This is a genomic window from Enterobacter sp. WP_7_1 (genome assembly GCF_003688535.1).
Classification (GTDB): Bacteria; Pseudomonadota; Gammaproteobacteria; order Enterobacterales; family Enterobacteriaceae; genus Enterobacter; species Enterobacter asburiae.
In genome coordinates, this window is sequence record NZ_REFK01000005.1 from 25,074 (window position 1) to 46,055 (window position 20,982).

General features: G+C 54.3%; 19 protein-coding genes and 5 tRNA genes. 3 read left to right on the forward strand and 21 right to left on the reverse strand.

The genetic code is table 11. The features are described from left to right. Positions 1 to 272 precede the first annotated feature (272 nt). The 11 genes from rplL to BJ885_RS18760 all read right to left on the reverse strand — a co-directional run bounded on the left by rplL (position 273) and on the right by BJ885_RS18760 (position 5,691). Positions 273 to 638 carry a 50S ribosomal protein L7/L12 gene (gene rplL / locus BJ885_RS18705; RefSeq protein WP_006176746.1) on the reverse strand — a complete coding sequence of 122 codons (366 nt, stop codon included), beginning with the start codon at positions 636 to 638 and terminating at the stop codon, positions 273 to 275. A gap of 66 nt (positions 639 to 704) precedes the next feature. Continuing rightward, positions 705 to 1,202 (reverse strand): 50S ribosomal protein L10, encoded by a 498-nt coding sequence (gene rplJ / locus BJ885_RS18710; RefSeq protein ID WP_001207203.1) that lies wholly within the window; start codon positions 1,200 to 1,202, stop codon positions 705 to 707. A 291-nt stretch (positions 1,203 to 1,493) separates the two neighbouring features. Continuing rightward, positions 1,494 to 2,198, reverse strand: a complete 705-nt coding sequence (rplA, locus tag BJ885_RS18720; protein WP_006810530.1) for a 50S ribosomal protein L1 — start codon at positions 2,196 to 2,198, stop codon at positions 1,494 to 1,496. Between the two features lie 3 nt (positions 2,199 to 2,201). Continuing rightward, positions 2,202 to 2,630: a 50S ribosomal protein L11 gene (rplK, locus tag BJ885_RS18725; protein WP_008503452.1), complete on the reverse strand. Its 429-nt coding sequence runs from the start codon at positions 2,628 to 2,630 to the stop codon at positions 2,202 to 2,204. A 156-nt stretch (positions 2,631 to 2,786) separates the two neighbouring features. Then, on the reverse strand, positions 2,787 to 3,332 hold the full coding sequence (gene nusG, locus BJ885_RS18730; protein WP_002438628.1) for a transcription termination/antitermination protein NusG: 546 nt from the start codon (positions 3,330 to 3,332) through the stop codon (positions 2,787 to 2,789). 1 nt (position 3,333) lies between these two features. After that, a complete protein-coding gene (gene secE, locus BJ885_RS18735; protein WP_014068449.1) occupies positions 3,334 to 3,717 on the reverse strand; it encodes a preprotein translocase subunit SecE in 384 nt (127 codons plus the stop codon). A 228-nt stretch (positions 3,718 to 3,945) separates the two neighbouring features. Then, complete coding sequence (tuf, locus tag BJ885_RS18740; protein WP_023309456.1) at positions 3,946 to 5,130, reverse strand: elongation factor Tu; 1,185 nt, start codon at positions 5,128 to 5,130, stop codon at positions 3,946 to 3,948. Positions 5,131 to 5,248: 118 nt separating this feature from the next. Further along, positions 5,249 to 5,324 (reverse strand) — tRNA-Thr (locus tag BJ885_RS18745). Positions 5,325 to 5,330: 6 nt separating this feature from the next. Continuing rightward, positions 5,331 to 5,405: transfer RNA gene (locus BJ885_RS18750), tRNA-Gly, on the reverse strand. A gap of 117 nt (positions 5,406 to 5,522) precedes the next feature. Then, positions 5,523 to 5,607 (reverse strand) — tRNA-Tyr (locus tag BJ885_RS18755). 8 nt (positions 5,608 to 5,615) lie between these two features. Then, positions 5,616 to 5,691: transfer RNA gene (locus BJ885_RS18760), tRNA-Thr, on the reverse strand. Positions 5,692 to 6,008: 317 nt separating this feature from the next. Here BJ885_RS18760 and coaA point away from each other — a divergent pair. After that, positions 6,009 to 6,959 (forward strand): type I pantothenate kinase, encoded by a 951-nt coding sequence (gene coaA, locus BJ885_RS18765; protein ID WP_021242480.1) that lies wholly within the window; start codon positions 6,009 to 6,011, stop codon positions 6,957 to 6,959. Positions 6,960 to 7,002: 43 nt separating this feature from the next. Here coaA and dppF read toward each other — a convergent pair whose 3' ends face one another. From dppF to BJ885_RS18820, 9 genes are all read right to left on the reverse strand, one after another. Then, a complete protein-coding gene (gene dppF / locus BJ885_RS18770; RefSeq protein ID WP_023309965.1) occupies positions 7,003 to 8,016 on the reverse strand; it encodes a dipeptide ABC transporter ATP-binding subunit DppF in 1,014 nt (337 codons plus the stop codon). Further along, a complete protein-coding gene (dppD, locus tag BJ885_RS18775) occupies positions 8,013 to 8,996 on the reverse strand; it encodes a dipeptide ABC transporter ATP-binding protein (RefSeq protein ID WP_008502772.1) in 984 nt (327 codons plus the stop codon). The genes dppF and dppD overlap by 4 nt, the downstream gene beginning before the upstream one ends. A gap of 10 nt (positions 8,997 to 9,006) precedes the next feature. After that, positions 9,007 to 9,909 (reverse strand): dipeptide ABC transporter permease DppC, encoded by a 903-nt coding sequence (gene dppC / locus BJ885_RS18780; RefSeq protein ID WP_029742039.1) that lies wholly within the window; start codon positions 9,907 to 9,909, stop codon positions 9,007 to 9,009. A 9-nt stretch (positions 9,910 to 9,918) separates the two neighbouring features. Further along, positions 9,919 to 10,938 (reverse strand): dipeptide ABC transporter permease DppB, encoded by a 1,020-nt coding sequence (dppB, locus tag BJ885_RS18785; RefSeq protein ID WP_023334097.1) that lies wholly within the window; start codon positions 10,936 to 10,938, stop codon positions 9,919 to 9,921. Between the two features lie 161 nt (positions 10,939 to 11,099). Beyond that, positions 11,100 to 12,707, reverse strand: a complete 1,608-nt coding sequence (gene dppA, locus BJ885_RS18790; RefSeq protein WP_033146993.1) for a dipeptide ABC transporter periplasmic-binding protein DppA — start codon at positions 12,705 to 12,707, stop codon at positions 11,100 to 11,102. Positions 12,708 to 13,327: 620 nt separating this feature from the next. Next, positions 13,328 to 13,404 (reverse strand) — tRNA-Pro (locus BJ885_RS18800). Positions 13,405 to 13,495: 91 nt separating this feature from the next. After that, positions 13,496 to 15,190, reverse strand: coding sequence for a kdo(2)-lipid A phosphoethanolamine 7''-transferase (gene eptB / locus BJ885_RS18805; protein ID WP_029742037.1), 1,695 nt, complete (start codon positions 15,188 to 15,190; stop codon positions 13,496 to 13,498). A gap of 239 nt (positions 15,191 to 15,429) precedes the next feature. Continuing rightward, positions 15,430 to 16,632 carry an MFS transporter gene (locus BJ885_RS18810; protein WP_121932625.1) on the reverse strand — a complete coding sequence of 401 codons (1,203 nt, stop codon included), beginning with the start codon at positions 16,630 to 16,632 and terminating at the stop codon, positions 15,430 to 15,432. 238 nt (positions 16,633 to 16,870) lie between these two features. Then, the gene (locus BJ885_RS18820) at positions 16,871 to 17,542 is read right to left on the reverse strand and encodes an autotransporter domain-containing protein (RefSeq protein ID WP_121932624.1); all 672 of its coding nucleotides are present in this window, start codon (positions 17,540 to 17,542) and stop codon (positions 16,871 to 16,873) included. Positions 17,543 to 17,696: 154 nt separating this feature from the next. On the opposite strand from BJ885_RS18820, the gene tag reads away from it, so the two are divergent. Next, complete coding sequence (tag, locus tag BJ885_RS18825) at positions 17,697 to 18,278, forward strand: DNA-3-methyladenine glycosylase I (RefSeq protein ID WP_024909083.1); 582 nt, start codon at positions 17,697 to 17,699, stop codon at positions 18,276 to 18,278. Beyond that, on the forward strand, positions 18,256 to 18,702 hold the full coding sequence (locus tag BJ885_RS18830; protein ID WP_032661790.1) for an N-acetyltransferase: 447 nt from the start codon (positions 18,256 to 18,258) through the stop codon (positions 18,700 to 18,702). Before tag ends, BJ885_RS18830 begins: the two co-directional genes overlap by 23 nt. Here the strand turns inward: BJ885_RS18830 and BJ885_RS18835 are convergent. After that, positions 18,665 to 20,944, reverse strand: coding sequence for a molybdopterin guanine dinucleotide-containing S/N-oxide reductase (locus tag BJ885_RS18835; RefSeq protein WP_259467232.1), 2,280 nt, complete (start codon positions 20,942 to 20,944; stop codon positions 18,665 to 18,667). The genes BJ885_RS18830 and BJ885_RS18835 overlap by 38 nt on opposite strands. Between the last annotated feature and the right edge of the window lie 38 nt (positions 20,945 to 20,982).

The window sequence follows — 20,982 nt, forward strand, 5'->3', positions numbered from 1 at the left end:
GACAGTTTGTGCAACACCATTTTGTGGACCGGAAAATTGAATACTTTCCGCAATACCTGTTGCTATCACGCTTAAATCATTTCGTCGCGATTTACACAGAGCGAGCACCCTGTCGCAATATATTAAGTCGTCGATAGAAACATGCATTGTCAGGACAATCAGCAGTCAAACAGTGTGAAATGCTACTGATGCCTTACAGCGCAAAAAGGCTGGTGACTAAAAAGTCACCAGCCATCAGCCTAATTACTTAGGCTGCAACCAGAAAAGTTGGCTTATTTAACTTCAACTTCAGCGCCAGCTTCTTCCAGAGATTTTTTCAGTGCTTCTGCGTCGTCTTTGCTCACGCCTTCTTTCAGCGCAGCTGGAGCAGATTCTACCAGGTCTTTAGCTTCTTTCAGACCCAGGCCAGTTGCGCCACGTACTGCTTTGATAACAGCAACTTTGTTAGCGCCAGCAGCTTTCAGAATTACGTCGAATTCAGTTTTTTCTTCAGCAGCTTCAGCCGGGCCCGCAGCTACAGCTACAGCAGCAGCAGCAGAAACACCGAATTTTTCTTCCATTGCAGAAATCAGTTCTACAACGTCCATTACGGACATAGCTGCAACTGCTTCAATGATTTGATCTTTAGTGATAGACATTTAAATTGTTCCTGAAAATCAGAATAAGTTTATACGTAAGCAAATGCTTTATAAAGATAACTGCGATTAAGCAGCTTCTTTCGCATCGCGAACAGCAGCCAGAGTGCGAACCAGTTTGCCAGCCGAAGCTTCTTTCATGGTTGCCATCAGGCGTGCAATTGCTTCTTCGTAGGTCGGCAGGGTTGCCAGGCGATCGATTTGCGATGCCGGGATCAACTCACCTTCAAAGGCTGCAGCTTTGACCTCAAATTTTGCATTCGCTTTCGCGAACTCTTTGAACAGACGAGCAGCAGCGCCCGGGTGTTCCATAGAGTATGCAATCAGGGTCGGACCAACAAACGTGTCTTTCAGGCACTCGAACTGAGTACCTTCAACTACGCGACGCAGCAGGGTGTTACGAACAACACGCATGTATACGCCAGCTTCACGACCTGCTTTACGCAGTTCAGTCATTTTGTCTACAGTAACGCCACGGGAATCCGCAACTACTGCAGACAGCGCGCCTTTGGCTACTTCGCTGACTTCAGCAACAATCGCTTGTTTGTCTTGAAGATTTAAAGCCATTAGCTTTGCTCCTGGATGTTTGCCGGAACTCATGTTCCGGAACTCACTTCACTCTCCCAAACGGAAAGAGCGTCTTAATACGGTGAGCAGAAACAAGCCAGAGTATCCAAAAATAATCTTAGCGTTCTGTCACCGTCTACGCAGGGGATTAAGTCTCTTGCGAAACACCTGCGGTCTTCGACGGAGGCCTGGATTAGGCCAGGCTCCAACGAACAAATCTTTTAGCCGCTAACTTTCGTTAGCAAACGTGGGGGTAAGATTGTAGACAAAATCACCGCCCACGTAAAGGCATTAGTTTGCAGCAGCGCTCAGGCCAGCCTGGTCAACTGCAACACCTGCACCCATGGTGGTGGAGATGCTAACTTTCTTGATGTACACGCCTTTCGCCTGAGTTGGTTTTGCTTTTTTCAGCGCAACCAGCAGAGCTTCCAGGTTTTCTTTCAGTTTGTCAGCGTCAAAGTCCACTTTACCGATGGTGGTGTGGATAATGCCGTTTTTGTCGTTACGATAACGAACCTGACCTGCTTTAGCGTTCTTAACCGCTTCAGCAACGTTAGGAGTTACAGTACCAACTTTCGGGTTTGGCATCAGGCCGCGTGGACCCAGAACCTGGCCCAGCTGGCCAACAACGCGCATTGCATCTGGAGAAGCAATAACAACGTCAAAGTTCATTTCGCCTTTCTTGATCTGATCAGCCAGATCTTCCATACCTACCAGTTCAGCGCCGGCAGCTTTAGCAGCTTCAGCGTTTGCACCCTGAGCAAATACAGCTACGCGAACGGAACGGCCAGTACCGTGTGGCAGTACAGTTGCGCCACGAACGTTCTGATCGGATTTACGAGCGTCAATGCCGAGGTTAACGGCAACGTCAACGCTTTCAACGAACTTAGCAGTTGCCAGTTCTTTCAGCAGAGCGATAGCTTCGTTGATGTCGTACTGTTTGGTCGCATCAACTTTGTCACGGATCACGGACATGCGCTTGGTCAGTTTAGCCATTTCTTAGTCCTCCACTACCAGGCCCATGGAACGTGCAGTACCTTCGATTGAGCGAGTCATCGCTTCAATGTCGGCACCAGTCATGTCGGCAGCTTTGGTCTGCGCGATTTCCTGCAGCTGAGCGCGGGAAATTTTACCCACTTTGTCTTTGTTCGGTTTACCGGAACCAGACTTGATACCAGCCGCTTTCTTCAGCAGAACTGCTGCTGGAGGGGTTTTGGTAACGAAAGTGAAAGAACGGTCAGCGTAAACAGTGATTACGACTGGGATTGGCAGACCTTTTTCCAGGGATTCGGTTTTGGCGTTGAACGCTTTACAGAATTCCATGATGTTCACACCCTGCTGACCCAGAGCTGGACCAACTGGTGGACTTGGGTTCGCCATACCAGCTGCAACCTGCAGCTTGACGTAGGCTTGTACTTTCTTAGCCATTCTAAAATCCTCTGATTGGGTAATAGCGCCTCAGGAAGGCTCCCCGTGAATAAAATTCGTTTTACGGGCCGGGGCCCATAAAAACAAAAGGCGCGAAATTGTATTCCAATCTCGCGCCCTGTGCAACGATTAAATCGCCGCTTTTTTGATCGCTGCTTAGGCTTTTTCGACCTGCGCAAAGTCCAGTTCTACCGGGGTCGCACGACCGAAGATAGAAACGGAAACTTTCAGGCGGGACTTCTCGTAGTCCACTTCTTCAACCACACCGTTAAAGTCAGCAAACGGACCGTCGCTAACACGAACCATTTCACCCGGTTCAAACAGCGTTTTCGGACGCGGCTTATCACCCACCTGCTGCAGGCGGTTCATAATCGCATCAACTTCTTTGTCGCTGATTGGCGCCGGACGGTCAGACGTGCCGCCGATAAAGCCCATCACGCGCGGTACGCTGCGCACCAGGTGCCAGCTCGCGTCGTTCATCACCATCTGAACCAGCACGTAACCCGGGAAGAATTTACGCTCGCTTTTGCGACGTTGGCCGCCACGGATCTCAACCACTTCTTCGGTCGGAACCATAACTTCGCCAAATAACTCTTCCATGTTGTGTAATTTGATATGCTCACGCAGCGACGTTGCTACGCGGCCTTCAAAACCGGAAAACGCCTGAACGACGTACCAACGCTTTTTAGGGGCTTCAGACATCTTAGAACCTCAGGCCAGTAATAAAGGAAACCAGGCGAACCAGAATACCATCCAGTCCCCACAGGATCAGTGACATTACCGCAGTCACTGCAGCCACGATCAGCGTGGTGTGCAATGTTTCCTGGCGAGTCGGCCAAATGACCTTGCGGACTTCGGTACGTGCTTCGCGAGCGAAAGCAACGGTTGCTTTACCCTTAGTCGTCAACAGCGCGACACCGCCCGCTGCAGCAATCAGAATCACCACTGCCAGCGCGCGGAGCGGCAGCATCATGTCACGATAAAGATAGTTGCCAACGATTGCCACAATCAGCAGCACGGCAACAGCGACCCACTTCATCGCTTCCAGGCCGCGCCCGCTCCCTTGAGCTTCGGTATTCGCACTCATAAACCAACCTGTCAGAAGAATTCTACAAATAATTTCACCCCGCGATTGCGAGGCGAGCCAAATCGAAACGCTAATCCCTTTATGGATTATACGCTCTCTGCAGAGCCTGTCTCAGCAATGATTATGACAAAAATAATCACTGATGAGCCAGGTTCTGATGTGAAAGCGTGCAAAAAGGGCATCAAATGATGCCCTTTTCATGCGCATTGCGTCAAATGTTATCAGCGATTAGCCGAGAACTTTAGCAACCACGCCCGCGCCAACGGTACGGCCACCTTCACGGATTGCGAAACGCAGACCGTCGTCCATCGCGATTGGGTGGATCAGAGTCACAACCATCTTGATGTTGTCGCCTGGCATTACCATCTCAACGCCTTCTGGCAGTTCGATGGTACCGGTCACGTCAGTTGTACGGAAGTAGAACTGTGGACGGTAGCCTTTGAAGAACGGAGTATGACGGCCGCCTTCGTCTTTGGACAGGATGTACACTTCAGATTCGAACTTGGTGTGTGGCTTGATTGAGCCTGGCTTCGCCAGAACCTGACCACGTTCGATTTCTTCACGCTTGATACCACGCAGCAGAACACCAACGTTCTCACCAGCACGGCCTTCGTCCAGCAGTTTGCGGAACATTTCAACGCCAGTACAGGTAGACTTAGCAGTCTCTTTGATACCAACGATTTCAACTTCTTCGCCAACTTTGATGATACCGCGCTCTACACGACCGGTAACAACGGTACCACGACCGGAGATAGAGAATACGTCTTCGATTGGCAGCAGGAATGGCTTGTCAATCGCACGCTCTGGTTCTGGGATGTAAGAATCCAGGAAGCCAGCCAGTTCGATGATTTTCGCTTCCCACTCTGCGTCGCCTTCCAGCGCTTTCAGAGCAGAACCACGAACGATTGGAGTATCGTCGCCCGGGAAATCGTACTGAGACAGCAGTTCACGAACTTCCATCTCTACCAGTTCCAGCAGCTCTTCGTCATCAACCATGTCGCATTTGTTCAGGAACACGATGATGAAAGGAACGCCTACCTGGCGACCCAGCAGGATGTGCTCACGAGTCTGAGGCATTGGGCCGTCAGTCGCAGCAACAACCAGGATCGCGCCGTCCATCTGCGCAGCACCGGTGATCATGTTTTTAACATAGTCGGCGTGGCCTGGGCAGTCTACGTGTGCGTAGTGGCGAGTCGGGGTGTCGTACTCAACGTGGGAAGTGTTGATGGTGATACCACGAGCTTTTTCTTCTGGTGCGTTATCGATCTGGTCGAATGCACGAGCAGAACCACCGTAGGTTTTTGCCAGAACGGTAGTGATTGCAGCGGTCAGCGTTGTTTTACCATGGTCAACGTGGCCGATAGTACCGACGTTAACGTGCGGTTTTGTACGTTCAAACTTTTCTTTAGACATCGATTGTCCCTCTAAGACACGGATAAATCGGTGATATCACCACATCAACCAGGCGAAATGCCTGAATTGTTGAATACAGTAAAATTGAAACAGAGAGAAACGGGAAGGAGAAGTGAAGTGGTGCTGATACCCAGAGTCGAACTGGGGACCTCACCCTTACCAAGGGTGCGCTCTACCAACTGAGCCATATCAGCACGTATTGGAGCGGGCAGCGGGAATCGAACCCGCATCATCAGCTTGGAAGGCTGAGGTAATAGCCATTATACGATGCCCGCATCCTGAAACTCGGCTACCCAGTTCTTTCTGTAACAAAAAAAGAGATTTCTCTCTTTTTCAGTTTGAGCTGGCTAATTTTTCCAACCAGCTCCGGCGGCATTTACGCTGCCAGAAAGTGGTGGTGGGGGAAGGATTCGAACCTTCGAAGTCTGTGACGGCAGATTTACAGTCTGCTCCCTTTGGCCGCTCGGGAACCCCACCGGACTTGATGGTGCCGACTACCGGAATCGAACTGGTGACCTACTGATTACAAGTCAGTTGCTCTACCTACTGAGCTAAGTCGGCATCAAGTAGCGCGCATTCTATGGATACCTGCGCGGTCATGCAACTAAAAATTTGCATAAAACGTTCTTTCGCTCACATTTTATGCGAAGAGCGTGTCGGACGCTGTAAAAGTAGTCATTTGAGGTCAAATATTCAACATATCAGCGTGATTTGCACCGTATTCACCGTAGCGTGACGGCTTCCGCGTTACGCAGCGCTTTCCATCTTTTTTCTTATTATTCCCGTCATCTGGTGTTAACCTCCTGCCCATTGTCCAAAATTAACTGTGTGATGAGCCATGATCCGGCAGTGTGATGCTGGCTCACTGAAGCATGCTTATGAGCAAAAAAGAGCAAACGTTAATGACGCCTTATCTTCACTTTAACCGCAGCCAGTGGGCTGCCCTGCGTGATTCCGTCCCTATGACGCTGACGGAAGGTGAAATCGCACGGTTAAAAGGGATAAACGAAGATCTGTCCCTGGAAGAGGTGGCAGAAATTTATCTCCCCCTCTCTCGCTTGCTTAACTTCTATATCAGCTCGAACCTGCGCCGTCAGGCCGTGCTGGAGCAGTTTCTCGGGACGAACGGTCAACGTATTCCTTATATCATTAGTATCGCAGGCAGCGTGGCCGTGGGTAAAAGTACCACCGCGCGCGTCCTGCAGGCGCTGTTGAGCCGCTGGCCGGAACACCGCAGCGTGGAGCTGATCACCACCGACGGCTTCCTGCACCCGAACGAGGTGTTAAAAGAACGCGGACTGATGAAGAAGAAAGGCTTCCCGCTTTCTTATGATATGCACCGTCTGGTGAAATTTGTCTCTGACCTGAAATCCGGCGTGCCGCACGTGACTGCGCCAGTCTATTCACACCTGATCTACGATCGCATCCCGGGCGGGGATAAAACCGTGGTCCAGCCGGACATCCTGATTCTGGAAGGTCTGAACGTGCTGCAAAGCGGGATGGACTATCCTCACGACCCGCATCACGTATTCGTCTCGGATTTCGTCGATTTCTCTATTTATGTCGATGCGCCGGAAGACCTGCTGCAAAACTGGTACATCAACCGCTTCCTGAAGTTCCGCGAAGGGGCGTTCACTGACCCGGATTCCTATTTCCACCACTATGCTCAGCTTTCTGAAGAAGAAGCGATCAACGTGGCCACGGGACTGTGGAATGAAATCAACTACGTCAACCTCAAAGAGAACATCCTGCCGACGCGCGAGCGCGCGAGCCTGATCCTCACCAAGAGCGAGAAGCACGCCGTCGACCAGATTCGCCTGCGGAAATAATCAAGCAGACATAAAAAAACCGGCTTAGCGCCGGTTTTTTTCGTTATGCCTGTGGCTTCTCGCCATTTTCATCCTGATCGACCGCGAAGCAGGCAACCAGCTGGCCGCCATAATCCTTCAGCTGCGGCTGGAGCTGGGTGCACGGGCCAAAGCGGCGACTGCAGCGGGCGTTGAATGCGCATCCCGGAGGCGGATTCAGCGGGCTTGGCAGTTCCCCCGTCAGCTTAATACGCTCACGACGATCGTCCGGGTTCAGACGCGGCGTCGCAGACAGCAGCGCCTGGGTATACGGGTGACGAGGGTTATTAAAGATCTGGTCTTTAGTCCCCTTCTCCACGCAGCGCCCCAGGTACATCACCATTACTTCATCGGCAATATGCTCCACCACCGACAGGTCGTGGGAGATGAACACGTAAGAGAGCCCCAGCTCCTGCTGGAGATCCATCATCAGGTTCAGCACCTGCGCACGTACGGATACGTCGAGCGCGGAGACCGGCTCATCGGCAATCACCACGTCCGGATCGAGCATCAGCCCGCGGGCGATCGCAATACGCTGACGCTGGCCGCCGGAGAACATGTGCGGATAGCGATCGTAATGCTCGGTTTTGAGGCCGACCTTCGCCATCATCGCCAGCGCTTTTTCACGGCGCTGCTCTTTGCTCAGATTACTGTTGATCAGCAGCGGCTCTTCCAGAATCTGCCCGACTTTTTTACGCGGGTTCAAAGAACCATAGGGGTTCTGGAACACAATCTGGATTTTCTGGCGACGCAGCTTCTGCGCCTGCGGATCGTGCTTGAGCAGGTCCTGCCCCTGATAGTAGAGCTCCCCGCCGGTCGGCACTTCAATCATCGTCAGCAGACGGCCCAGCGTGGATTTGCCGCAGCCAGACTCCCCCACCACCGCCAGCGTTTTACCGCGTTCGAGGTTAAAAGAGACGCCGTCCAGCGCTTTCACCAGGCGTTCAGGGGCAAACAGCCCCTTCTTCACCGGGTAGTATTTTTTCAGATCGATGGCCTGCAACAGCGGCTGTTGCGTGGTGGCCTGTTGCGTACTCATAGTGTTGGCCTCCCGGCATCATCGAGTGGGTAGTGGCATTTCGACTGACGACCGTCAGCAAGCTGGTTAAGCTCTGGCTCTTCTGCCCGGCATTTGTCCGTCGCATACGGACAGCGCGGATTGAGCAGACAGCCCTGCGGACGGTCATATTTACCCGGTACCACACCCGGCAGCGACGCCAGACGCGCTTTGTCTTGGGCAAACTCCGGCAGCGCGCGTAAAAGCGCCTGGGTATACGGGTGACGCGGCGCGCGGAATATATCGTGTGAATTTCCGGTTTCGACCACCTGACCGGCATACATCACGATGATTTTGTGCGCGGCTTCGGCCACCAGCGCCAGATCGTGCGTAATCAGCACCAGCGCCATATTCTCTTTCTGCTGCAGCTCCAGCAGCAGCTCGATGATTTGCGCCTGAATGGTCACATCCAGCGCCGTCGTCGGTTCATCCGCAATCAGCAGTTTTGGTCGACAGGCAATCGCCATCGCGATCATCACGCGCTGGCTCATCCCACCTGAGAGCTGATGCGGGTAAACGTCCAGACGCGATGCCGGGTCCGGAATACCCACCTGGTTCAGCAGATCGATCGCGCGCTGACGACGGGTTTTCTTATTCCCGCCCTGATGCACCTTAATCGCTTCCATAATCTGGAAACCAACGGTGTAGCAGGGGTTCAGGCTAGTCATGGGATCCTGGAAAATCATCGCCACTTCGGCGCCCACCAGCTGGCGGCGCTGTTTTTCAGAAATGCGCTTCAGGTCCTGACCGTTAAACTGCAGGTTTTCCGCCATCACGCGGCCCGGGTAATCAATCAGCCCCATGATCGCCAGCGAGCTCACTGACTTACCGGAACCGGACTCCCCGACAATGCCAACCACTTCGCCCTGATTTACGCTGTAGCTGATGCGGTCCACGGCGCGAAACGGGGTGCCTTCGTCGCCGAAGTGCACCGATAATTTATCTACATTTAATAACGCCATCTCGTGCCTCTTACTGCTTCAGTTTGGGATCAAGCGCATCACGCAGGCCATCACCCATCAGGTTAAATGCCAGCACCGTCAGCAGGATTGCCAGACCCGGGAAGGTGACAACCCACCAGGCGCTTTGTGCGAACTGCAACACGTCGGAGAGCATGGTGCCCCACTCCGGTGTTGGCGGCTGCGCACCCATGCCCAGGAAGCCAAGAGCGGCCATATCAAGAATGGCGTTAGAGAAACCGAGCGACGCCTGAACAATCAGCGGCGCAAGGCAGTTAGGGAAGATATTGACGAACATCTGGCGCATCGCACCGGCACCCGCCACGCGAGACGCGGTGACGTAATCGCGGTTCACTTCCACCAGCACCGCCGCACGGGTTAAACGCACGTAGTGAGGAAGCGCCACGAAGGTCAATGCCAGCGCGGCATTGCCTATCGACGGGCCGAAGATCGCCACCAGCACCAGCGCCAGCAGCAGGCTTGGCAGCGCCAGCATGATGTCGACGATACGCATGATGATGTTATCAACGATGCCGCCGAAGTAACCGGCAACCAGACCGAGTACAACGCCCATGATCAGCGACAGCACAACAACGAGACAGCCGACCAGCAGCGACAGGCGCGCGCCGTACATCAGACGCGACAGCACGTCGCGACCCACGTCATCAGTACCCAGCAGGTGCGTCAGGCTACCGCCGTCCTGCCACGCAGGCGGCGCGAGCAGCGCATCGCGGAACTGGTCCGCCGGGTTATACGGTGCGAGGAAGTTCGCAAACACCGCAATCAGGATCATGATTACGACATACACCAGCCCTACCACCGCGCCTTTATTGCGCTTGAAGTAGTGCCAGAATTCCTGCAGCGGCGTCATAGGAACCGGTGCAGCGACCACTTTATTTTGAGTGACTTGTGACATGATGGTCCCTTACTTCTTATGACGAATACGCGGGTTCACCACGCCGTACAGCAAATCGACCAGCAGGTTGACGAGGATAATCATCGTCGCGACCAGCAGTACACCGCCCTGCACAACCGGATAGTCACGGCGTTGCAGCGCGTCAATCAGCCAGCGTCCAAGGCCCGGCCAGGAGAAGATGGTTTCGGTCAGGATCGCCCCCGCCAGCAACGTCCCCACCTGGAGGCCGATAACGGTCACCACCGGCAGCATGGCATTACGCAGCGCATGGACGATGATGACGCGCATACGCGTCAGGCCCTTGGCGCGCGCGGTGCGGATATAATCCTCACCCAGCACTTCCAGCATTGATGAACGGGTCATTCGCACGATCACCGCCAGAGGAATGGTGCCCAGCACCATGGCAGGCAGGATCATGTGCGCCACGGCATCAATGAAGTTGCCCTCTTCGCCCCAGATAGCCGTATCAATCAGCATAAAGCCGGTGAGCGGGTTGGAGTCATCCAGGAAGACCATATCACTGACGCGCCCGGAGACTGGTGTCAGGTTAAGCTGCACCGATACCAGCATGATCAGCATCATGCCCCACCAGAAGATAGGCATGGAGTAGCCGGTCAGCGCCAGGCCCACGGCGGTGTGGTCAAAAATAGAGCCACGCTTGACGGCAGCCAGTACCCCGACGGGAATACCCACCGCAGTGGCGAAAATCATGGCGCAGACGCCAAGCTCCAGCGTCGCTTTAAAACGCGGCACGAACTCGTCCCACACCGGAAGACGGCTTTTCAGCGAAATCCCTAAATCACCGTGCAACACGCCCCAGATATAGTGGAGGTACTGCTGCCACATCGGCTTATCGAGACCGAGTTCCGCCAGCAGCTGTGCATGGCGCTCAGGGGAAATACCACGCTCGCCCGCCATAATCATTACCGGGTCGCCGGGGATCATATGGACGAAGGCAAAAGTGAGAAGGGTGATACCGATAAACGTGGGGATAACAAGTCCCAGACGTCGGAGGATGAACTGCAACATAACCCGGATTCTCTCTGATGACGCACGACCAGTGGCGTGACGTCTGTATTGCTCACAAATGTAAATTCCCTCTCCCAGCGGGAGAAGGTTAGGGTGAGGGGATGCATGCACGCCCCTCACCCCTGCCCTCTCCCGGAGGGAGAGGGAGAACACCCTACTTATTATTCAACAGATACGTTTTCGAAGTGGTGTTTGCCCAGTGGATCAACCACGTAGCCTTTCACTTCTTTACGCACTGGCTCGTACACGGTGGAGTGAGCAACAATCAGCGCCGGAGCCTGATCGTGCATAACAACCTGAGCCTGCTTGTACAGTTCAATACGTTTGTTGTGATCGTCGGTCGCACGCGCCGGCTGGATCAGGTCTTCAAACGGCTTGTAGCACCAGCGAGAGTAGTTAGAACCGTCTTTCGCCGCCGCGCAGCTGAACAGGGTGGCGAAGAAGTTGTCCGGATCCCCGTTGTCACCGGTCCAGCCCATCATTACCGCCTGGTGCTCACCCGCTTTGGCGCGCTTCAGGTACTCGCCCCACTCGTAGGTCACAATCTTGGCCTGAACGCCAACCTTAGCCCAGTCAGCCTGAACCATTTCCGCCATACGGCGTGCGTTCGGGTTGTAAGGACGCTGTACCGGCATCGCCCACAGCTCAACGGTAAAGCCTTTATCCTGGCCCGCTTCTTTCAGCAGCGCTTTCGCTTTCTCAGGATCGTAGGTGTAGTCTTTAACGTCGTCGTTATAGCCCCACATGGTTGGTGGGATCAGGTTTTTGGCAGCAACGCCTGCGCCCTGGTAAACCGCCTTGATGATCGCTTCTTTGTTCACCGCGTAGGTCAACGCCTGACGCACTTTCACGTCATCAAACGGTTTCTTCTCGGTGTTGAAGGAGAGATAGCCCACGTTCAGGCCAGCCTGCTCCAGCAGGTTAATATTCTTGTCCTGCTTCATGCGGGCGATATCAGCCGGGTTCGGGTACGGCATTACCTGGCATTCGTTTTTCTGCAGTTTTGCATAACGCACTGACGCATCAGGCGTGATGGAGAAGACCAGACGGTCGATCTGCGGCTTGGTGCCCCAATAGCCTTCGAACGCTTTATACAGAATGCGGGAGTCTTTCTGGTACTGCAGCAGCTGGAATGGACCGGTACCGATTGGGTTCAGGTCAACTTTTTCCGGCGTACCGGCTTTCAGCATGTTGTCCGCATACTCTTTGGACAGAATTGAGGCGAAGTCCATGGCCAGGTCAGCCAGGAATGGCGCTTCCGGACGCGTCAGCACGAACTGAACCGTTTTATCGTCCACTTTTTTCACTTCAGCAATCAGGTCAGGCAGGCCCATCCCTTCGAAGTATTCATAGCTGCCGCCAGACACTTTGTGGTACGGGTTCTGCGCGTTTTTCTGACGGTCGAAGGAGAACACAACGTCGTCGGCGTTGAAGTCGCGCGTTGGTTTGAATTCTTTGCTGTCCTGCCACTTCACGCCCTGGCGCAGGTGGAAGGTATAGGTTTTGCCGTCTTCGCTGACGTCCCACTTCTCGGCCAGACCCGGAATCACTTCCGTGGTACCGGTTTTGAATTCAACCAGACGGTTATAGATCGGTACAGAGCTTGCGTCGTAAGTCGTACCAGAGGTAAAGAGCTGTGGGTTAAAGCCTTCCGGCGAGCCTTCAGAACAGTAAACCAGGGTTTTTGCCTGTACGCTTGCTGCCACGGTCATAGCCACCAGGCTCAGACCAAGCTTCAGCATCCCTGACTTCTTCAAGGAAATACTCATTATTCTGCTCCAATGTGATGTTTTGCTTTGTTGTGTTACGCCGCCAGACCTTTATTTATTTTTTACCCGGTCCGGTCGGTGATGCCCGAAGGCTTTAAAGGGATGGAGAATCCTTTCAGAAGAGCGTTTGAGTTGCAGCGCAGATCGTCCCTGAAATGCCCCTCATGCCCTACAATCTGTCAACAGAATGTGAAAACGTCAATACAGGTGACGGGGATTTACGCTGAGTGTGAGAAACCGCAAACAAAGATTAAAAAAACTATGCATGCCAGTTTTCAGCAGGGAAATTTATGCTACTCGCTATCTTGCAGCACAAGTCTCTTCATATTTCGCAACAATCAGTGATTAACTTTTATTCAGAATGGGTAAATTTTCTTGCAGAATGGTGATTATCTGAGCACTAAATACCGCGAACGTTAAAACGCACAGCGAAAAATGCTGAGGTTATCCATAAGCAACGCGAAAAAAGATCAATCTATATATAAAAAAATACAATGGATTATGTCACAAAATCGTTAACAGGCAGGGAGAAGCAGGTCTAAGGGGCGTTTTGGATACTCTGACGGGATAAGGTCATAATGCAAAAAGGGCTAACCTTGCGGTTAGCCCTTTTCAGAATGTGGTCGGCGAGAGAGGATTCGAACCTCCGACCCACTGGTCCCAAACCAGTTGCGCTACCAAGCTGCGCTACTCGCCGAATGCGGAGCGCATCTTACTGCTGAGGTGCGCCCCCGTCAATCCCTTATTTTCAAAAAGCCATTCAACTGGCGATATTCTCGCCAGAGCAGCTACTGCGCGGCTTTTACGCTGTTATCAGGGAGTTTACACCAGTTGTTGTTTTCGTTAATCCCGCCATTCGGTGAGGTATAGCCGAGACAACCCATAATGGTGTCGTACAGCTCAACGTGACGACGCGGCACCTTCATATCCGCCTCTTTCTTCAGCTGAGCAAACATCTTCGCCTTCTCCGGGTTTTCCAGGTACTTATCCGACATCCACATGATCATCGGCACGCGGAACTGCTCTGGCGGTGCCAGCTTGCGCGGCGTACCGTGCAGGTGCTCTTTCTCGTTGATGGATTCACCGTGATCTGCCGCGTAAATTACAATCGCTTTTTTATCGCGCAGCTGGTCAATGACCCGGCTCAGGAAGGTATCCACGTACAGCACCGAGTTGTCGTAGGCGTTGATCAGCTCCTGCTTGCTGCAGTCTTTATTAATGCCCACGCACTCAGGCTGCCACTTCGCGAAATCACGCGTGTAGCGCTGGTAATAGCTGTAATGCGACCCTTTGGTATGCAGAATAACCAGATGCTTGCCCTGCGGATGGTTCTTGAGGGACTGCGACATCTCTTCCAGCAGCAGCATGTCGTCGACGTTTTTACCGCGGTTACGCGGTTCGGCGCCAATCTGCTCACGGTACGCAATGTTATCTGCCAGCGTGTTGGTGTAGAACCACATCTCACTTTGCATCGCGAACAGGTCTGAGCTAAACCCAAGCTGCTTCAGCACGGCAAACACGTTCTGCTCTTTCAGCGTGCGTTGCGGGTTATCGCTTGCACCGCCTTCACGCACAAACATGCAGCGCAGCGAGAGCTTGGTTGCGGTATCGCAGGAGTAGCCACGGTAGGCCACCAGGTTCTTTTCCTGCGCCAGCTTTGGCGTGGTGTCCCGGTTATAGCCGAGAATGCCCATATGATCCCAGCGCGTCGTTTCACCGATGACAAAGACGACGTACGTATCATCAATCCCTTCGGCTGGCGGCTGGTAGGTGAATTTTTTCAGTGGATTGATCAGAGACTTCACATCACTGGATTCATCCGCCTGCGCCCAGGCATACAGACCTAACGCTGACAGCCAGTTGGACGGCAAATAGGAGTTTGCCACCACGCCGCCGTAGCTTGGCATATCCACGCCCGTCGCTTTCTCAACACGTTTTTGCTGCGTTTCCATCAGGCGGATAGGCGCCCATACCAGCAAGCCTGCCAGCAGGACAACCACGATATTGCGGATCCGCTGTCCACGCGTGCGCAGCTGGCGTAGCAGCGTATAGCGGCACGTATTGTTCCAGATAAAGAACAGCGGTATCAGACAGGTTAAAACCGTCCAGACGATAAAGCCTTTCCCTACCACCTCTTTCGAGAGATCGATATCCGTGGTCATCACCGAGGCAACGATACCGTACCCAATGACCACGTTCATAAAGGTCATGTAATAACTTGCGGCGGCGGAAATAATCACCACCAGCGAGGCCAAAATTTGCCAGGTACGTCGGCCAAAAAGGGACAGCAGGCGTAAGAGGAAGAAGGTGGCGAGGACGGAGCCGAATACTTCAATGGCGGCAAAAATACTATTACTTACGGTAAGGTTTTCAAAATAACCTTCCACTCTTCTGAACAGTACCGCGCCATTCAGAAATAATCCGATATAGACAGCCAGCATCAGACACAATCTTTGCTGGGTAAGAGACCTAATGTATTTCATGCAAACAACCCTGGGGGAAGGGGTATAAAAACCCGACGAATCTCAAAGAGAAAGCGGACAGAGTAAGTAAATGCGTAAGGAAGCGTTATTAGAAACGTCTACAAGCGCGATAAGTAGACCACAGCGGGAGAGAAAAGTGGCAGCAGAGAGTGTGATCGGTGTAAATTTTTACAAATTATCGAGACGGAAAGCGTCTCGCATAAAGAAAAAAGAGGCCACAGAGGCCTCTTTCATACAGCTTACGCGTGCGCTTCTTTGAATACTTCGCGCTGCGGCTGGCGAATCGTGGTCGAGAGCGCCAGCGAGATAATCAGCAGGGCAAATATGACGCAGAAGGTCACGTAGAACCCGCCGAACAGGGAGGCAATCAGCGAGCCGCAGATACTGCCGATGCCGAAGCCCAGATAGATAACGCCGTAGTTTTTCGCCAGATTGTTCAGGCCAAAGAACTCGCTCACCAGCGACGGGAAGACGGTAATGGTGCCGCCGAAGTTAAAGGCCACGCAGGCAATCGCCGCGAAGAAGGTAGCTTCATTCAGCGGAGCGAACAGCAGCGCCGCCATGCCGACCAGCGAAACCACCTGCCCAATCGTAATCACACGGATGCGGGCGATTTTGTCAGACAGAATACCGAGCACCAGACGACCGGAGAGGTTAGCAATGGAGATCACGGTCACCGCATTCGCCGCCGTTGCCGCATCCAGCTTCACCATCCCCTGCGCGATATCCTTCGCCACACCGATGACATACAGACCGCTCATGCAGGCCGTCAGGAACATCACCGCCAGCATCCAGTACTGTGGCTTACGCATGGACTGCGCGAGAGTGAAGTCGTTCTCCACCACGCCGTTAACGGATTTGATTTCCTGCTGCGGCGCATCGGTCATCAGCGTGGCGCCGAACAGAATCATCACCAGCACGATTGCGCCCCAGATCATAAAGGTGTTTTCGAGGCCAACAGACGCCAGCAGATGGGAGTCGATAAATTTGAACCCGAGGCTGCCCAGGCCATAAGAGCCGATGGCGAACGCGGAGATTAAGCCTTTACGCTCCGGGAACCACTTCACGCAGTTTGACAGGGTCAGCAGGTAACCTGCGCCATCCGCCAGCCCCACCAGCACGCCGGCGCTCAGCCACAGCATCATCAGGTTGCTGGAATGCGCCGTCAGGAAAAAGCCCAACCCCAGCAGAATGCCGGACGCCATGGTCACACGCTTCACGCCAAAACGCTCCTGCAGCTTGCCCGCGACGGAAGACGAAATCGCCAGACCCAGGCTCAGCAGACCAAAGGAGAACGCAACCTGGCTGACCGGTGCGCCGAGTTTGTCGGAAAGCGCACTGTTAAACAGGCTCCAGGTATAGACCGACCCCAGCGCAAACTGGGTGACGATGGTGCCAAAGAGCGTGAGCCAGCGCGTGCGGTTATAAGTTGATGTGTTCATGGCAGTTGTCCTGCAAGAGAAATTAAGGAAGTTCGCTGAGGACAACGATAAACAAAACCTTAATACGCCTGGGGTAAAACGGCATGAAATGCAGGCGGAACGGAATGAAATGCCTGGAATCGGGAATGAATGGCCTGGCCCGGGAATAAAGCGACAGCGTGTTAGTACCCGCTATCGCTGTAAAGCCCGTGGTTGTTGTATTCGAGATGTTATCGTAACGTTTAAAAAAGTAACAACTCTAGAAATTTGCGCTAACGCCGAGGGTGTATAAAAACTCCTCACCGGTGGTGGTGTGCTCCCCCTGAGCCAGCGACGCATAGGCCGCCACGTGCGTATTAAAAGGAATATCCGTTCCCACGGTGACGTCCATCCAGCTACCGTTTTGGGCAGGGGCTGGCGTTTGCGGCATGCCAAACTGCTGGTTATAGCTAATCTGCGCCCACGGACGGAGATCGCCGTACTGGGTATTCACGCGCCACCCCAGCGTGCTGACGCTGGCATGCCAGAGCGGGTCGGTGAGTGCCTGCGTCGACGCGCTATCACCAAACTCGTTGATCATCATGGGAGCCGTGCCGTCGTACCGCCACGCCACTACCGGACCGGTGGTGATACGCGCTGAAACAGGAAAATTCCAGCCCACGCTCATCGCCCCCTCCGTCGTGCTGCCAGACGGTATATTCAGGGCCAGACCCGGCGTGTTTTGCGAAGACTGAATACGCTCAGCAAGAATATCCTCATAACGCGGTTGGTGATCCGCGTCCCATGTATAGCGTTCCGCCGTATTATTTTGGGCGTCTGAAACGATATATTCCTGTTGCCAGGCAGACGCTGTATTACAAAAAAACAGGCAGGCTGAAATTCCCACCAGGCCAGAAGCAGCATGGCGACCACTGATTTTATTTATCATCATCAACGCGACCCCAGAGAGAGCCGAATTCGGCGATATTTGTCGTTATTCAGGAAGAGCTTATAGCCCTTGTATTAACTATTGTCTTTATAGTAAACACGTCAAGCCAGTCAGAACGAAATTTTTGCGAAATCAGTATCAATAAGGGAGATGACGGATGGAACGTTGCGGTTGGGTGAGCCAGGATCAGCTTTATATCGACTATCACGATCGGGAATGGGGCGTGCCGGAAACGGATGGCAAAAAACTCTTTGAGATGATCTGCCTGGAGGGCCAGCAGGCGGGGTTGTCATGGATTACGGTACTGAAGAAACGCGAAAACTACCGCAACGCCTTCCACCAGTTCGATCCTGTCGCCGTCGCCGCGATGACCGATGAAGACGTGGAACGCCTGGTGCAGGACGCCGGCATCATCCGCCATCGCGGTAAGATCCAGGCCATCATCGGTAACGCACGCGCTTACCTGGCGATGGAACAAAACGGCGAATCGTTCTCAGATTTTGTCTGGACGTTTGTGAACAACGATCCGCAGGTCACCCAGGCCGCCACGCTCGCGGAAATCCCGGCCTCTACCCCGGCCTCGGATGCCCTCTCGAAGGCCCTGAAAAAACGCGGCTTTAAGTTTGTCGGCTCCACCATCTGCTACGCCTTTATGCAGGCCTGTGGCCTGGTCAACGACCACGTTACCGGCTGCTTCTGTCATCCGGGAGGCCATCATGATCCGCAAATGGCAAAGTGAGAATACCGCGCCGCTTCTGAGCCTGTGGCTTGAAAGCACCACGGAAGCGCATCCGTTTATCGAGCCGGGTTACTGGAAAGAGAACGAGGCCATGGTGCGGGACGTTTACCTGCCGTCGGCGGAAACCTGGGTCTGGGAACAGGATGGCGAGCCATACGGATTTATCAGCGTGATGCAGTCTCAGTTTGTCGGCGCGCTGTTTGTCGCACCATCATGCATCGGGAAAGGCATCGGGCGCGCGCTGCTGAACCATGTTCAACAGCGCTTCCCGCATTTAACCCTGGAGGTGTACCAGAAAAATGTCCGGGCGGTGAATTTCTACCATGCTCAGGGCTTTCGCATTGAAGACAGCGCCTGGCAGGATGATACCCAGCACCCGACGTGGATCATGAGCTGGCAGGCGGATCAAACGCCGTTAAGGTAAGCTCGGGGCCTTGATATTTCTCTACCCAGGCCAGCGCCGTGTTCCCTGCGCAGCCATTCCCCAGCTTCGAGCTGGGGAGATCTTTAGTCAGCACGTTAACCGCCCCGTTTTTACAGATCCCTCCCTCGGCGGGCTCAAAGTCAGGCCATGCGCCCTGATGAATGCAGATTACGCCCGGTTTAATCCCGTCGCTCACCACCGCCCCTGCCAGCACCTGCCCGCGCGAGTTCCAGACGCGCACCACGTCGCCGTCCGCGATCCCGCGGGCTTTCGCATCAAGGGTATTCAGCGTGATCGGCTCTCGCCCGGCGACCGCATACTGCTCGCGAAGGGAGGTATAGTTAAGCTGGCTGTGCAGACGGTGCGCGGGATGCGCTGACAACACCTGCAGCTGTTCCGGCTGGGCGTTGCCGTGCCACTCGTCCGGCTCGAGCCACATAGGGTGTGGCGGGCAGTCGGCATAGCCAAAGCTGGCGATACGCTCGCTATAGATCACGATCTTTCCGCTCTCGGTTTTCAGCGGGTTGCTCTCCGGGTCGCGGCGGAAATCGGCAAAACGGACAAACTTCGCGTTTTGTTCGCTCTCCGGCATCTCGACAATCTGGTTCGCCTCCCAGAACTCAGCAAAGGGCGGAAGCGTCACGCCCTGCGCCGCGCCGCGCTGTCCGGCAATCTGGTAGAAGGTCTCCAGCCATTGCAGATCGCTTTTCCCCTCGGTAAAACGCTCGCGACCGCCCGCTTCCCACAGCTCGCTTAGTTCAGCAAAGATGTCAAAATCATCACGCGCCTCATCGCGCGGGGCGACAACGCGCTTCATCGGGACCATATGCTGGTTGCTGTAGTCGCCGGTCATGGTGAGATCGTTACGCTCAAACGAGGTGGTCGCTGGCAGCACGATATCTGCATGCTTAGCCGAGCCGGTCCAGAAGCACTCTGAGATCACCACCAGCTCCGGCTTTTGCCAGGCGCGGATCAGGCGATTGGTATCCTGATGGTGCGTGAAGTTCGATCCGCCCGCCCACCAGACAAATTTAATGTCCGGGAAGTGGCGGTCCAGACCGTTGTGCTGATAAAAACCGCCGGGGTTTTCCAGAGCTTCAACGATCCGCGCCACCGGGATTTTATCCACGGCATCGACGCCACCCTGCACCGAGCCTTGCAGAGACGCCAGCACCGCCGCTTTACGCGTCGGGTTCCCGCCGTTCGCAAAGTGATAGGAGAGACCAAAACCCCCGCCCGGCGTGCCGATCTGCCCAAGCATTGCGGCAAGCGTTACCAGCATCCAGTGTTTTTGCTCGCCAAACTGCTGACGCTGCATTCCCCAGCCGGACATTAGCATAGTGGTATTTTTATGGAACAACGTCGCCAGTTCGCGGATTTTATCTGCAGGTACGCCGCAAATATCTGCCGCCCACTCAGCCGTTTTCGCAACCCCATCGGATTGGCCCGTCAGGTAGTCGGCGAATTTATCGAAGCCGGTGGTACAGCGCGTCAGGAATTCAACATCGTGCCAGCCGTTTTCTACCAGCGTATGGGCAATCCCCAGCATCATCGCCACGTCGGTGCCCATATGCGGAGCAATCCACTCGGCGCTGTCGCCGAAGAAATCCATGGTTTCAGAGCGCATCGGGTCAATGCAGATGATGCGCTTGCCGCTTTTGCGCAGCGCGTCGAAATACCCGATGCCCTGCTCGTCGCTGGCATTCCAGGCAATTTTCAGCGTATTCAGCGGGTTGGCGCTCCAGAGCACCACCACGTCGGTATGCGCCAGCACCAGCGGCCAGCTGGTCTGCTGCTGGTACACTTCGTTCCCGCCCACGACGTACGGCATGATCGCCTGCGCCGCGCCGGTGGAATAATCCCCGAGATGGCCGGTATAGCCTCCCGCCAGGCTCATGTAACGCTGCAGCAGCGTCGAGGCCTTGTGCAGCACGCCGTTAGAACGCCAGCCGTACGACCCGGCGAAAATGGACGACGGACCGTAGCTGTCGCGAATGCGCTTATGCTGGGCGTGGATCAGCGCCAGCGCGTCATCCCAGCTCACGCGAACAAAATCATCCTGACCGCGAATACCCTGAGGCTTGTCCGGCGAGGCCAGAAAACCTTTACGCACCATCGGCCAGCGCACGCGCGTTTTGCTATGCACCTGATCGCGAACGACGGTCTGTAACGAGTTGGGATGTTGGGTTGGCAGTGCCCCGCGGGACGACAGAACATTTTCGCCATCGGTTTCGACCAGCATCGGCCCCCAGTGGGCGGCGGTCAGAATGGTTTTCGTTG

What these genes read in the sequence shown, in the direction of transcription:
- rplK (WP_008503452.1), bottom strand. Translation starts at nt 2,630, where the DNA reads ATGGCTAAGAAAGTACAAGCCTACGTCAAGCTGCAGGTTGCAGCTGGT.
- eptB (WP_029742037.1), bottom strand. Translation starts at nt 15,190, where the DNA reads ATGAAATACATTAGGTCTCTTACCCAGCAAAGATTGTGTCTGATGCTG.
- rplA (WP_006810530.1), bottom strand. Translation starts at nt 2,198, where the DNA reads ATGGCTAAACTGACCAAGCGCATGTCCGTGATCCGTGACAAAGTTGAT.
- dppA (WP_033146993.1), bottom strand. Translation starts at nt 12,707, where the DNA reads ATGAGTATTTCCTTGAAGAAGTCAGGGATGCTGAAGCTTGGTCTGAGC.
- secE (WP_014068449.1), bottom strand. Translation starts at nt 3,717, where the DNA reads ATGAGTGCGAATACCGAAGCTCAAGGGAGCGGGCGCGGCCTGGAAGCG.
- dppC (WP_029742039.1), bottom strand. Translation starts at nt 9,909, where the DNA reads ATGTCACAAGTCACTCAAAATAAAGTGGTCGCTGCACCGGTTCCTATG.
- dppB (WP_023334097.1), bottom strand. Translation starts at nt 10,938, where the DNA reads ATGTTGCAGTTCATCCTCCGACGTCTGGGACTTGTTATCCCCACGTTT.
- dppD (WP_008502772.1), bottom strand. Translation starts at nt 8,996, where the DNA reads ATGGCGTTATTAAATGTAGATAAATTATCGGTGCACTTCGGCGACGAA.
- rplJ (WP_001207203.1), bottom strand. Translation starts at nt 1,202, where the DNA reads ATGGCTTTAAATCTTCAAGACAAACAAGCGATTGTTGCTGAAGTCAGC.
- tuf (WP_023309456.1), bottom strand. Translation starts at nt 5,130, where the DNA reads ATGTCTAAAGAAAAGTTTGAACGTACAAAACCGCACGTTAACGTCGGT.
- dppF (WP_023309965.1), bottom strand. Translation starts at nt 8,016, where the DNA reads ATGAGTACGCAACAGGCCACCACGCAACAGCCGCTGTTGCAGGCCATC.
- BJ885_RS18810 (WP_121932625.1), bottom strand. Translation starts at nt 16,632, where the DNA reads ATGAACACATCAACTTATAACCGCACGCGCTGGCTCACGCTCTTTGGC.
- tag (WP_024909083.1), top strand. Translation starts at nt 17,697, where the DNA reads ATGGAACGTTGCGGTTGGGTGAGCCAGGATCAGCTTTATATCGACTAT.
- rplL (WP_006176746.1), bottom strand. Translation starts at nt 638, where the DNA reads ATGTCTATCACTAAAGATCAAATCATTGAAGCAGTTGCAGCTATGTCC.
- coaA (WP_021242480.1), top strand. Translation starts at nt 6,009, where the DNA reads ATGAGCAAAAAAGAGCAAACGTTAATGACGCCTTATCTTCACTTTAAC.
- BJ885_RS18820 (WP_121932624.1), bottom strand. Translation starts at nt 17,542, where the DNA reads ATGATGATAAATAAAATCAGTGGTCGCCATGCTGCTTCTGGCCTGGTG.
- BJ885_RS18835 (WP_259467232.1), bottom strand. Translation starts at nt 20,944, where the DNA reads ATGCTGGTCGAAACCGATGGCGAAAATGTTCTGTCGTCCCGCGGGGCA.
- BJ885_RS18830 (WP_032661790.1), top strand. Translation starts at nt 18,256, where the DNA reads ATGATCCGCAAATGGCAAAGTGAGAATACCGCGCCGCTTCTGAGCCTG.
- nusG (WP_002438628.1), bottom strand. Translation starts at nt 3,332, where the DNA reads ATGTCTGAAGCCCCTAAAAAGCGTTGGTACGTCGTTCAGGCGTTTTCC.